This is a genomic window from Hymenobacter sp. R533113 (assembly GCF_056835965.1).
The window spans coordinates 426,220-438,683 of record NZ_JAKWBD010000014.1; the positions used below are offsets into that span (position 1 = coordinate 426,220).

A 12,464-nucleotide genomic window follows, 5' to 3' on the forward strand; every position below is an offset into this window, starting at 1 on the left:
AGGTTTGAAGTTGGGATAAGGTAAGCAAAACTCACCCGCGCTTCGGTCTTGTTGTCAACAAATTATTGAGGCTAATCCAACTGGCTCGTATAGTTATATTGTTTACTTCTATATTGCTCCTGGTTATTCATTATTTACGTCTATCCTAGTCTTATTATATCATCCTTTGTTATGCAACTGGACACCAATTCCCAGCCTACTACTATACTGTTTCTTTGCTCCAAGTATACTACTCGCTTACTGCTGATGGCAGCGATTACCGATACGGTTTCGCTAAGCGTGCAATTTCAAGCCAATGAGATTGACCTTACAAAGGCAGCAGCTGACGAACCGGACCTAGTAGGACTAACCAGCGACGATCTGGTGTCGAATCCCAAACTTTTTTCTCACATCCGGGAGCAGTGCCCCGGTAGCCGTGTCATACTTTGTATTCTACCCGACGCCCCCACGACCGACACGCTTTGGCCTCTTATCGAGTTGGCGGAAGCCGATGTGCTTTGCACAATGCAGGAGCTTCAGGCTTGCCTGGTCGTCACGGCGGCCGGGCGTCATTTCTTCTCCTCACTGCTGGCCACTCATCCTTTTACAGTCATCCACCATTCAATTCCGGGCTGGCAGCAGCTCAGTACCGCAGAGCGCCGGGTGTTGCGGGAGTTGGCACGGGGCCACGCTGCTCCCATAATAGCGGATACTTTATGCTTGAGTTCTAAAACCGTCAATAATCATAAGGCTAACATTGCTGCAAAGCTTGATGTGGATGGCGGGCCGTACAGTCTGGTTCGGTTCGTTTTATTGAATAAGAAAAAACTGATACGGCTACTGGATGCTTAGAGAGAATGATGCTTTTAGGTAATGTTACCTAGTGATGAGTGGGTAAGTGTAAAGCTAAAAAGTGAGGAAGTCAGTCTATAAATCCGTTATTCCAACCCGCTACCTTCATGCCGTTCTAGAACGACAAGGCGGTTGCTGAAAAGCCTGTGATAGAGTAAGCACTTTAGTAAATCTTTTTCAATGCATCATGAAAACTAACTGGAAATCTATTGTCGCAGGCTTAGTATTGGCGTTTGCCAGCACACCGCTACTAGCCGCAACATCGGCATCCGCTGAACAAGTGAAAGTTGAAGTACAAAAGGCGGTGATAGTGGGAGAGATTGAGGTGGATGATACTTTAAACGAATCGTGTACCGTTAGCTGGTCGGGTAATGTTAACGGCCGGTACATGACTATAACGGCGACAGCTGGAACTTGCGCTCGGGCCATTGCAATGATTGAGGAAATGCTTTCAGAATAAAAATAAGGGGCTTATTATATTATTCTTGGGGATAATATAATAAGCCCCTTATTTTTATAGATTTAAATCGTGACAATGTAAAACTGTTTTTCTAAAACATTTGAAATGAAGACTGATTCATTCTTATCACTCGCTAGTCGAAAAGCAACTATCCTTTTGATTGGGTTTTTATACTTGGCGCTTAATGCCTGCGCACAATCAACAGTATCGACAAATAGAATAGTAGGAACCAATATAAAATTTGACTCTATGTTGCCTCAGGGGAGCATTCTATATAAATCAAAAATTGGAGTCGGCACAAGTGGACAAACAACTGGCACTTTAGTTTTCACCAATGAACAATCCTTATTTTATTATGGACGCAAGGATATCGACCGGCCATCGCGTAAAATCATTAAGACTAGTGAAACCGAATTTACTCAAGACGTGGACGACCGAGAAGGTACCAGCGTTTTCTTAGACAAACGAGAAAATAAATTAATCGATCGGCAGTACATTTCGTTCGTAAAAGATTATGTGCTAGTGGAGGAAGAAGCCCCCGTCTTCAACTGGAACATCACCAGCGAAACAAAAACCCTCAGTAACCACCAAGTGCAGAAGGCTACTACTGCCTTTCGCGGCCGGCAGTACGTGGCGTGGTTCGCGCCCGATATTCCGCTGAGCCTGGGCCCGTGGAAGTTCTCCGGGTTGCCCGGCCTTATTCTGGAAGTTCACGATACGGAAAACCTATTCTTGTTTGAAGCCATTTCCATTGACGTGCCCGCGAAGATTTTGACGCCGGTGGTGCCGCCCACGCAAGGACAGAAAGTACAGGGTTGGGAGGGCTACCGCAACCTGGTACGAACCAGTGCGGCGAACTACGTGAAATCTATTAAGGCCCGCCCCGGAATGTCAGTTGATGTTCACCTTGAACAGTGGATGGAGATCGTGGAATAAAACTGCTTTATTATTTATACAATTAGTTAGGCTAAAGCTGATGAGGAGTAAGAAAGTGCGTTCAATCAGCAGCCCGCGTAAGCTCACCCAAACGGCCCTAGCCTGGCTACTGTTTATTGGTCTGCTACTGCCCTCGTCCCGCCTGCTGGCCCAAAATCAGCTCACTATTACCGGCCACGTAACGGACAGCCTGCAAGCGCCACTGCCCGGCGTTTCCATCTACATCGCGACGCGGACTAACCCAGCCGGTCTGGCCTACGCGGTTTCGGACGTGCGGGGGGCATTTCAACTCACCTTTACCCCTACCGCCGACACGCTGAGCATTAACCTGCGGATGCTCGGCTCCCGGCCCATCACCCGGTTTTTTGCGGTGGCGGGCCGCACCCGTATCGAGCTAAATTTCGTGCTCCAGCCTCAAACTACGCTCATCAAGGAAGTAGTAGTGCAAGGCCGGCCGGGTATCGGCTACAACGATACCACGACGTACGCGGCCCAGCAATTCACCGATGGCACCCAAACCACGCTGGAAGACGTGCTCCGCAATATTCCCGGCTTCTCGGTTTCCCCCGAGGGTACTATTGCCTATCGGGGCAAGGAGATTTCGGGGATTTACGTTGAGGGTGAAAACCTTACGGGCGCGGACTATCAGCGCATCGCCCGCAATCTGGATGCTTCGCTGGTGGAGAAAATTCAACCTATTGAGCGGTTCGTGGAGAATAAGCTGCTCGGCGGGCTGGTGCGCTCCGAGACGACCGCCCTGAACATTACGATTCCGGAGGACCGCAAGAAACTTCTATTCGGCAACGCGTCCGTCGAAGCCGGTCCCCCGATTTACCGGAGCGTGTCCGCCAATGTGTTTTCTTATCGAAAAATAAACAAGCTTTACTTCATTGGGGCGCATAATAATATTGGCCTGAACCAGGACCCGGTGGCGGGGGCGCTCACCAATCCGGGCGGCGTGAGCCTCAAAACCGCCATCCGGCCCGTACGGTCGCTGCTGCCGGAGCCGCAGCTGGCGTCGTCCGATTTTCGCCCCGACCTTTCCAACCTCAACAACGAAACCACGGGCGGCTTAATCAACGTTTTCAAGCCTTCGGAGCGCTGGAAGCTGCTCACCGATATTTCGATTTATACTAATCGGCAGCGGCAAACGCTGGGCAACTATACCCGGTTTCTTTTATCCGCCGATGACACGCTTTTTCTGACGCTGCGGGAAGTAAATAATGCCCGAAAGCAAATGACTTCCGCGCGCCTGCGCAATAATTTGTATGCCGTTTTGGGGGAGAAATCAAATCTTACGTACGAAAACCGATTAAGCGTTGTCAACTCCGCGACAGAGAATAGTTTAAACCTGGAAACGCAATCCTCGGGCGCTGATTTCACGGAAAATATCCGTCAGTTGGTGCGCAACCGTCCAGTGCAGTTTGGGCAGAATATGCTGCTGACTAACCGCCTCAACGAAACTGCCGCCCTGCAAACGCAAGTGACGCATACCTACGATTATGTACCACAATTCCTGGAAGTAAGGTCCGATTCGCCGCGGCGCATGACAGCTTATTCGCGCGGCCCAGAAGCTGATCAGCTGCGCCAGTCGGCTCGAAGTAGTCAGACTGCCGTGAGCGCGGAAACAGAATATTTTAAAACTGCCCCAATAACTAACTACTCCGCTGTTTTGGGGGCCGATTATTCCGCCACTACTATTCGTACGGGTCTTATGCCCAAGACGACCGATACCATGCAGAGTGAGGTAATTTATTCAAATAGATTGAATTTGCGACAAACCAGATTCTACGGTAATCTTAAGTTTGACAAAACAATTAAGAAGATAAATTTTTCAGGCATTGCAGGTATTAATAGCCTGATCTATTCCCTGCGTGATTCTACCCAATCGACGCGAAATTTTTTATCCTACCGTGAATATCACTAGTCTATATTATTTAAACAAAAAGTCATCAGCAACTTTATTTTATTCTTTCGGAAGGAATTTTTCAGCCCCCGAAGAGCTGCTTCGTTTTCCTATTTTGGTTGATTATCGCTCATTCATACGGGGCAACGAACGGCTAATACTTCAACCGGAACACACGCTAGGATTACGGTTTGCTTATACTGATAACGCGGCTTTAACTGAGTTTCACGCATCGGCCCGCGTCAGCCGGCGAAGCGCTGATTTTGGCCAGCGTATTTTGTTAAATGAATTTTTAACTAACGCTACTGCCTTCATAGGTCCGGCTACGCAAAATGCCTCAATTCAGCTCAAGGCCTCTAAATTTATAGTGCCCTTATCCATGCGGATTGATTTGCAAAGCACCAATACCTACTTTGAGACATTCAACATCATCAATGATGCTGAATTACGCAATAACAATCTTTTCTTATTCAGACATAGTATTCGGTTGGGTACCGCGTTTGACTTACCTTTTAATGTATTTGTAGGCGGCACTTTTATTAATAATACTTTTAAAAACCAAGCGAAAGGAGCAGAAGATATTTCCAGCACTAACAGCCGGGTACAAGCAGATTATCAAGTCGTATTTCGACGCAAAAACCTGGTAGCTACCTTTAAAATGGATCAGCTCTTTGTTAATAATAGTTCTTATGCTTTCATGGATGCTGATGCTCGTTACACCCCGACTAAAGGAAAATTTGCGTATTTTATAATTATAAAAAACCTACTAGACACTGATACGTTTGAGCAAGTAGCATTTACTGATCTGGTCACGCTCGAAACCAGCTATAACTTGCTGCCCCGGCTGATAATGCCCGGCATCAGCTGCCGATTTTGAGTGATTACTTTAAATATGCCAATATAAAGCGCTACGGCGCGTTCCTATATAAAAAAGCCCCCGGAATGACTCTGGGGGGCTTTTTTATGAAACTCAACTTAAAGCGCTGCTAAGCTTTGCTCCAGCGCCGTGATTTTGCCCTCGGCGTCGGCTTGCTTTTGCCGCTCGCGCTCCAGCACGTCGGGCTTAGCATTCTGCACGAATTTTTCGTTGCTTAGCTTCTTCATCACTGACTCCAGGAAGCCGCGAGCGTACTCAATTTCCTTGGTCAGTCGCTCCCGCTCGGCGCCTAAGTCGATGTGGCCTTCCAGGGGAATAAAGAACTCTCCCGTGCCCAGCACGAAGCTTACGGCCCCGGCCGGGCCATCGTCCACTAAGCTGATGTCGCTGAGGGCAGCCAGCTTGCGAATCACGCCGTCGTAGTCGCGCAGCAAAGCGGTTTCGTCGGTTTTAGCCGCCAGCGTCAACGGCTTGTTGGGGCCGATTCCTTTCTGGTTGCGCACGTTACGGATACCAGCTACTACTTCCAGCACCTTATCCATGCGGCTGAGAATGTCGGCGGCATTAGCCAAGGGCTGAGGCTTGGGCCAGGCGGCTACGCACACGTAATCCTTCTCGCCCCGTTCGCCCAACTCGTGCCATATTTCTTCGGTGATGAAGGGCATGAAGGGGTGCAGAAGCTTGAGTAGGGTTTCGAGGTAGCCCGTGGTAAGGCGCAGCGTCTCTGGGTCGATGGGCGCCTGATAAGCTGGCTTGATCATCTCCAGATAAACCGAGCAGAAATCATCCCATACGAGCTTGTACACCGTCATCAGCGCATCCGACATGCGGAACTTGGCGAAGTGCTCATCCAGCTCGATCTGCGCGCTTTGCAGCTTTGCTCCAAACCATTCAACTGCCTTCTCATTCGCAAACGGCAGCTCCTGATTCACTTCCCAGCCCTGGGTAAGGCGGAAGGCGTTCCAGAGCTTGTTGGTGAAGTTGCGGCCCTGCTCCACGAGGCGAATATCGAAGAGCAAATCATTGCCGGCCGGCGACGAAAACAGCATACCTGTGCGCACGCCATCGGCGCCGTACTGGGCAATGAGGTCCAGCGGGTCGGGCGAGTTGCCGAGCTGCTTGCTCATCTTGCGGCCCTGGTCGTCGCGCACGATGCCGGTGAGGTACACGTTGCGGAACGGTACCTCCTTGCGGTATTCCAGCCCAGCCATAATCATGCGGGCCACCCAGAAAAACAGAATCTCAGGCGCCGTTACGAGGTCGTCGGTGGGGTAGAAATAGCTGACGTCTGCGTTATCGGGATCTTTAAAGCCATCGAACACCGAAATGGGCCATAACCATGAGGAGAACCATGTATCCAGCACGTCCTCATCCTGTCGTAAGTCACTGATTTGCAGTTCAGCGTTGCCACTCTGCTCACGTGCCACTTCAATTGCTTCATCCTCGGTAAGAGCAACTACAAAGGAGCCATCGGGCAGGTAATAAGCCGGAATGCGCTGCCCCCACCACAACTGCCGCGAGATGCACCAGTCGCGCACGTTCTCCATCCACACCCGGTACATGTTCTTGAACTTGGGCGGGTGCAGCTTGATTTCGTCGTTCTCCACTACGGCCAGCGCCTTTTCGGCCATCTGGTCCATTTTGCAGAACCACTGCATGCTCAGGCGCGGCTCAATTACGGCCCCGGTACGCTCCGAGGTTTGCAGCACGCTGGCGTACTCCTCTATTTTGTCGAGCAAACCCGCAGCCTGCAAATCCTTGGCTATCTGCTTGCGGGCGGCAAAGCGGTCCTGTCCCACGTAGAGCACGGCTTTTTCGTTCAGCGAGCCGTCGTCGTTGAGAATATCAATAACCGGCAGCTTGTGCTTTACCCCCAGCTCATAGTCATTCAAATCATGGGCTGGCGTTACCTTAAGGGCACCTGTTCCGAAGTCAATGGCTACGTATTCGTCCAGAATAATCGGAACCGCGCGGCCCAGCAGTGGAATGCTTACGTGCTGGCCGTGCAGGTGTTTATAGCGCTCATCATTCGGGTTTACGGCTACGGCTACGTCGGCCATAATCGTCTCGGGGCGCGAGGTAGCTACAGTTAAGAAGTGAGAAGTGTCTTCGGAGAAGTGAGAGGTGAGAGGTGAGAGGTGAGATTCGGCAGAAACAGAGTCGTCTGTATTCTCACTTCTCACTTCTAACTTCTCGCCTCTCACTTCTAAGCTCTCACTTCTACCAACTATCTCATACCGCAGGTAATACATTTTGGCCTGCGTATCCTTGGCAATTACCTCTTCATCCGATATAGCAGTGCGGCCTTGCGGGTCCCAGTTTACCATGCGGATACCGCGATAAATCTGGCCCTTGCGGTACAAGTCCACGAACACGCGCAGTACGGCCTCCGTCATTTCCGGCTCCATCGTGAAACGGGTGCGGTCCCAGTCGCAGGAAGCACCCAGCTTTTTGAGCTGCTCCAGGATGATGCCGCCATACTTCTCCTTCCATTCCCAGGCGTGGGCCAGAAACTCCTCGCGGGTCAGGTCGCGCTTGTCGATGCCTTTTTCCTTCAGCAGAGCCACTACTTTGGCTTCGGTGGCTATAGAAGCGTGGTCGGTGCCGGGCACCCAGCAGGCTTCCTTGCCCTGCATGCGGGCGCGCCGTACCAACACATCCTGAATGGTGTTATTGAGCATGTGGCCCATGTGCAGCACGCCCGTCACGTTGGGCGGCGGAATCACCACGGAGTAGGCAGGCTTGCGGGGGTTGGGCTTGGCTTTAAAAAAGCCCTGCTCCTGCCAACGCTCGTACCATTTGGCTTCTACGTCGGCGGGAGTATAGGTTTTGGCGATGGACATCGTCAAGGGAAAATCAGTTCAGAATGAGGGCAAAAGTAGGCAATTCAAGGTCGGCTGAGGAACTATCTCCCTAGTGAATTATCTTTGCTTAAATTTTATCCAATTTAATCTATTTTTAATGATGAGAATTCAAGAATCAATTTATCTTTGGTTGCGACAAAAAACTCACAGAAAGGTTTAATCAGAATCCGCTAACTTTTGAAAAAATTTCTCCACTGCCTCCTACGCCTCCATGGCTACCTTATTTTCTCTTTTCAAGACTTCTGCCCCTTTACCTGACGCACCCGCGCCTGTTATTTTGTCCCCTACTACCTCCGTGCGAATCGGGATGGGCCAACTGCTGGTGGAGGGCGGTGAGCCAGTGCGCAACCTGGAGCGGGCCGCCCGCATGATCGGCGAAGCGGCTCAGCAGGGCTGTGAGCTAATTCTGCTGCCCGAAACGCTGGACTTTGCCTGGACTCATCCCAGCGCCCTGACCGAGGCCCAGCCTATTCCGGGACCGTTCAGCGACCTGCTCTGCCAGCAGGCAATCGAGCACAAGATCTACGTGTGTGCCGGCCTGACGGAGCGCTTGAATGGCCGCAACTACAACGCTGCCATTCTGATAAATCCCGAAGGTGAAATCCTTGTTAAATATCACAAGATCAACTTACTCGCAGTTGAGCTCCCTTTCTATGCGGTGGGCCAGACTCTGAATGTAGTGGATACGCCTTTAGGTAAAATCGGGGTAAATATCTGCGCCGACAACTACCTCGATGGCTTGCCCATCGGCCACACGCTGGCTCGCATGGGTGCCGAATTCATCATCTCGCCTTCCTCCTGGACCGTCGATTATTCGCTTACGGAAGAGGATGATCCGTACCGCGAAAAGTGGGTAAATCCCTTTTCCATTCTGGCGCGCCTCTATAATGTGGTGGTGGTAGGCACCACGTCGGTGGGCTATATTGTGGGCGGGCCGTATGAGGGCAAGAAAAGCGTGGGCTGCTCTTTGGCCGTTGATGCGAGCGGCGTGCGTGCCCAGGGCACTTTTAATGAGTTTGCGGGTGACTTGGTGGTGGCCGATTTACCCCGCCCTATCCGTCCGGAGCAGGGAACAGCCATTGGCGAAATGCTCCAACGCAAAGGCTATCAGTTTGATAAGTTGCTTTGAGATAATACTTTCGTAATAACACTTTCGTGCTGCCCTGCGTTAAATCCACCTTTGTTACTGCCTGCTCCTAAAAGCCCCTGCAGCTGATTTGCTTAGCTTACCCGCCCTGCCTCTCTTCGCCCTATTACAACCACACCTATGACATCAGTTGTACCATTGGCTGAGCCAGCAGCTGAAGCAAATTTGGCTTCTCATATGAGTAGCTCCACGCAGCGCTGTACCCGCTGCATTATGGATACCACCGTGCCTGGTATTCAGTTCGACAGTCGCGGCGAGTGCAGCTTCTGCGCCCTGCATGATAAGCTGGATCGAGCCTTTCCCCTGGGTGAAGCGGGCCTCCTACAAGTGCAAAAGCTGGCCGATGACATCAAGCGAGTGGGCCAGGGCAAAAAATACGACTGCGTGCTGGGCGTAAGCGGGGGCCGCGACAGCTCCTTTACGCTCTGGTACTGCGTCACCAAGCTCAAGCTACGCCCTTTGGCGGTGCACTTCAATGACGGTTTCGGCAACCCCGTGGCGGGCGAAAACATGGTAAAGGCTTGCCGCAAGCTGGGTGTGGAGCTGCGCACTATCACTTCCGACTGGCGCGAATCCAAAGACCTCAAAATCGCCTTCCTCAAAGCCTCTACTCCCGATATGGAGGAAGGCACGGACCTCGGCATTGCTACCGCTTTGTATGGAGTGGCCGCCAAAGAAGGCATTCAGCGCATTGTTATTGGCCAGAGCTTCCGCACGGAGGGCATCTGTCCTTTGTCGTGGAATTACCTGGATGGCCGCTACCTGAAAGCCGTGCATAAGCGCTTCGGTACGGTGCCGCTGCGGCCCTGGTCGCCCGCCGATCCGGGTTTCAACCTGGATTTGAAGGAGATGTTCTATTATGCCTTCGTGCGCCGCATCAAGACCGTCACGCTGCTCTACCACGTAGACTACGTGCGGGCCGACGTAGACGAGCTGATAGCGCGTGAGCTGGATTGGGTAAATCCCGGTGCTCACTACTTCGACGACCTTTACCAGAGCGTGATTTATCACCTCAACCGCACCAAATTCAACATCGACCGGCGCCTGTTCAACTACTCGGCCTTGGTACGTTCCGGTCAGATGACGCGTGAAGAAGCCTTGAAGCGAACCGAAAGCATCAACTCCATCGAAGACCCGCGCGTAATTGACCTTTGCATTAAGCGTCTCGGCCTGACCCGCGCGGAATTCGACCAGATTGTAGCCGCGCCGCCCAAAACCTTCCGCGACTACCCGAATAACTACTCGCTTATCCGTCGTTTGCGCTGGCCTATCAAGGTGCTAAGCCAGCTGAATCTCATTCCCGAGTCAGCTTACGACAAGTACTTCAATTGCGGCTAAATCGCGGATTATGCAGATTGGTCGGATTACCCGGATTTCGTGGTCGACTCATAAAATCCTAAAAAAGCCCCCCAGAATCATTCTGGGGGGCTTTTTTATCAAGCAATGAAATCAGGATTATGACCGTTTCATCATCCACGAAATCCGGGTAATCCGACCAATCTGCATAGTCCGCGATTCAGGCAGTGAGGTGCAGCCACTCTTTCTTTTTGAGCAGCTCGTCCTGGGTTTCGCGCAGGTCAGGGTCATCGACGCAGCAGTCGACGGGGCACACGGCGGCACACTGCGGCTCTTCGTGGAAGCCCACGCACTCAGTGCACTTGTCGGATACTATGTAGTAATACTCGTCCGAGACCGGTGTTTGGGGTGCGGTGGCCGATACAACGGCACCTCCGTCAACTTCTACTTGTTTCAAAGCAGTGCCATCGGCCCAGCGCCACTGAGCACCACCTTCATAAATCGCATTGTTGGGGCATTCAGGTTCGCAGGCACCACAGTTGATGCACTCGTCGGTTATCATTATGGCCATAGCCGCAGTCGTCTTGGTTTGGGTACTAGTAATTAAACATACTTGCTTACGCAAAGATGCCCTCCAAAAGTTAATCTGGGTCCGCAAAAGTAGAAACTAACCTTGTTTTAATTTTGAATGTTCAGCTTTAAGGTCTGAATTGATGAAGATACTCAATTATTAAGATGTGGTAGTACGGCTTTGGAGGCGTACTACCACTATCGTTGAATAACATCATGTAAGCCAACATCAGCGACGATAGTGGTACTACGAAGCCCTGCGGGCGATTCGTAGTACCACGTCCTCAGCCATTTGCCAAAATAGAAACCCATATAAAATGAATCATTCCGAACGCCTGGCCGCTTTTATTGCCCTGGGCCAGCGCCTGCAAACCCTCACCGACGACGAAAAAGCAGATCTTTTTAGTCGGGCCCGCAATAACAACTCGTGGTTTGATGCCCCCAACGTAGCGGCGGCATTAGCCGGCATTGCCCACCTGCTGGAAGAAAACAGCCTGCGTGCCTGGGCAAGTCGCTACCCCGCCGAGCCGCCTACTTCCCGCTCCGTAGGCGTGGTAATGGCGGGTAATATTCCGCTGGTGGGCTTCCATGATTTGCTGTGCGTGGTGCTCAGCGGGCACTATCTGCTAGCCAAGCCCAGCTCCGACGACAAGTTTCTGATGCATTGGATTGCCAGTGAGCTCACGCGTCTGGAACCGCGCTTTGCGGAGCGCATCACCTTCGTGGAGCGCCTGAACGCGGCCGACGCTTTCATTGCCACTGGCTCCGACAACACCGGCCGCTATTTCGAATATTATTTCCGCGACAAGCCTCACCTCATCCGTCGCAACCGCACCAGCCTAGGTATTCTAACGGGCCAGGAAACGCCGGAGGAGTTGGCCGCTCTGGGCGCCGACATCTTTCAGTACTACGGCCTGGGCTGCCGCAATATATCCAAGCTACTAGTACCCAATGACTACCGCTTCGACAAGCTCCTGGATAACCTCCAGCCCTGGGAGCGCGTGCTGGAGCAGAACCGCTACCAAAACAACTACGACTACAACAAAAGCATTCTGCTGGTAAACCGCGTGCCCCACTTCGACAACGGCTTCGTGCTGCTCACCGAAAGCGCCCAGCTCGTATCGCCCATATCGGTGGTCCACTACGGCACCTACACCGACGAGGCCGACCTTCAGCAGCAGCTAGCGCAGGTAGCGGATCAAACGCAGTGCTTGGTATCGGCTGGGGGGCAATTTCCGGGCAGTTTCGCCTTCGGCCAAGCTCAATGTCCCGGCGTAAGCGACTACGCCGACGGCGTGGATACGATGGCTTTTTTGGGGGAACTAACGTGACTAGATGGTTAGAGTAAGACATGATTATTGGTTTAAATTGCCTTTACTCCAACCTACTGTTGCTTCTTTTGGGCCCATCACCAAGCACGTGTTGGATGTTACTTAACGGGTAACTTAACTCTACAAATTCTCTTATGCTAACTGCATTACTACTTGATGAAGGTTCTGCTATAACTTTTGCGGTACAGTTGCTGAAGATACCAGCGGTATTCGGCTATATCGGCTTGCTAGCGCTGCTCTTAAACC

The 12,464-nt window shown here is 51.7% G+C and carries 10 protein-coding genes; 8 read left to right on the plus strand and 2 right to left on the minus strand.

All coding sequences use genetic code 11. The features are described from left to right. Positions 1 to 171: 171 nt before the first annotated feature. The 5 genes from MKZ35_RS20865 (at position 172) to MKZ35_RS20885 (ending at position 5,010) form a co-directional block, all read left to right on the plus strand. Positions 172 to 831 carry a helix-turn-helix domain-containing protein gene (locus tag MKZ35_RS20865; RefSeq protein WP_482515154.1) on the plus strand — a complete coding sequence of 220 codons (660 nt, stop codon included), beginning with the start codon at positions 172 to 174 and terminating at the stop codon, positions 829 to 831. A 187-nt stretch (positions 832 to 1,018) separates the two neighbouring features. Further along, positions 1,019 to 1,291 (plus strand): hypothetical protein, encoded by a 273-nt coding sequence (locus MKZ35_RS20870; protein ID WP_482515155.1) that lies wholly within the window; start codon positions 1,019 to 1,021, stop codon positions 1,289 to 1,291. Positions 1,292 to 1,396: 105 nt separating this feature from the next. Further along, positions 1,397 to 2,227: a GLPGLI family protein gene (locus MKZ35_RS20875; protein WP_482515156.1), complete on the plus strand. Its 831-nt coding sequence runs from the start codon at positions 1,397 to 1,399 to the stop codon at positions 2,225 to 2,227. A 40-nt stretch (positions 2,228 to 2,267) separates the two neighbouring features. Then, a complete protein-coding gene (locus tag MKZ35_RS20880) occupies positions 2,268 to 4,154 on the plus strand; it encodes a carboxypeptidase-like regulatory domain-containing protein (protein ID WP_482515157.1) in 1,887 nt (628 codons plus the stop codon). Then, positions 4,141 to 5,010: a hypothetical protein gene (locus MKZ35_RS20885; RefSeq protein ID WP_482515158.1), complete on the plus strand. Its 870-nt coding sequence runs from the start codon at positions 4,141 to 4,143 to the stop codon at positions 5,008 to 5,010. Before MKZ35_RS20880 ends, MKZ35_RS20885 begins: the two co-directional genes overlap by 14 nt. A gap of 98 nt (positions 5,011 to 5,108) precedes the next feature. On the opposite strand, the gene MKZ35_RS20890 is transcribed toward MKZ35_RS20885, so the two are convergent. Further along, positions 5,109 to 7,853, minus strand: a complete 2,745-nt coding sequence (locus tag MKZ35_RS20890) for a valine--tRNA ligase (RefSeq protein WP_482515159.1) — start codon at positions 7,851 to 7,853, stop codon at positions 5,109 to 5,111. A 232-nt stretch (positions 7,854 to 8,085) separates the two neighbouring features. On the opposite strand from MKZ35_RS20890, the gene MKZ35_RS20895 reads away from it, so the two are divergent. After that, positions 8,086 to 9,003 carry a carbon-nitrogen hydrolase family protein gene (locus MKZ35_RS20895; protein WP_482515160.1) on the plus strand — a complete coding sequence of 306 codons (918 nt, stop codon included), beginning with the start codon at positions 8,086 to 8,088 and terminating at the stop codon, positions 9,001 to 9,003. Between the two features lie 195 nt (positions 9,004 to 9,198). Then, positions 9,199 to 10,359: an adenine nucleotide alpha hydrolase family protein gene (locus MKZ35_RS20900; protein WP_482515161.1), complete on the plus strand. Its 1,161-nt coding sequence runs from the start codon at positions 9,199 to 9,201 to the stop codon at positions 10,357 to 10,359. 178 nt (positions 10,360 to 10,537) lie between these two features. On the opposite strand, the gene MKZ35_RS20905 is transcribed toward MKZ35_RS20900, so the two are convergent. Then, a complete protein-coding gene (locus tag MKZ35_RS20905; protein ID WP_482515227.1) occupies positions 10,538 to 10,888 on the minus strand; it encodes a 4Fe-4S dicluster domain-containing protein in 351 nt (116 codons plus the stop codon). 316 nt (positions 10,889 to 11,204) lie between these two features. Here MKZ35_RS20905 and MKZ35_RS20910 point away from each other — a divergent pair, with 316 nt between their 5' ends. Continuing rightward, a complete protein-coding gene (locus MKZ35_RS20910; protein ID WP_482515162.1) occupies positions 11,205 to 12,218 on the plus strand; it encodes an acyl-CoA reductase in 1,014 nt (337 codons plus the stop codon). The last annotated feature ends 246 nt before the right edge of the window (positions 12,219 to 12,464 follow it).

Bases quoted from the DNA above. Each gene is read 5' to 3' on its own strand.
- MKZ35_RS20865 (WP_482515154.1), top strand. From the start codon at position 172: ATGCAACTGGACACCAATTCCCAGCCTACTACTATACTGTTTCTTTGC.
- MKZ35_RS20870 (WP_482515155.1), top strand. From the start codon at position 1,019: ATGAAAACTAACTGGAAATCTATTGTCGCAGGCTTAGTATTGGCGTTT.
- MKZ35_RS20875 (WP_482515156.1), top strand. From the start codon at position 1,397: ATGAAGACTGATTCATTCTTATCACTCGCTAGTCGAAAAGCAACTATC.
- MKZ35_RS20880 (WP_482515157.1), top strand. From the start codon at position 2,268: ATGAGGAGTAAGAAAGTGCGTTCAATCAGCAGCCCGCGTAAGCTCACC.
- MKZ35_RS20890 (WP_482515159.1), bottom strand. From the start codon at position 7,853: ATGTCCATCGCCAAAACCTATACTCCCGCCGACGTAGAAGCCAAATGG.
- MKZ35_RS20895 (WP_482515160.1), top strand. From the start codon at position 8,086: ATGGCTACCTTATTTTCTCTTTTCAAGACTTCTGCCCCTTTACCTGAC.
- MKZ35_RS20900 (WP_482515161.1), top strand. From the start codon at position 9,199: ATGAGTAGCTCCACGCAGCGCTGTACCCGCTGCATTATGGATACCACC.
- MKZ35_RS20905 (WP_482515227.1), bottom strand. From the start codon at position 10,888: ATGGCCATAATGATAACCGACGAGTGCATCAACTGTGGTGCCTGCGAA.
- MKZ35_RS20910 (WP_482515162.1), top strand. From the start codon at position 11,205: ATGAATCATTCCGAACGCCTGGCCGCTTTTATTGCCCTGGGCCAGCGC.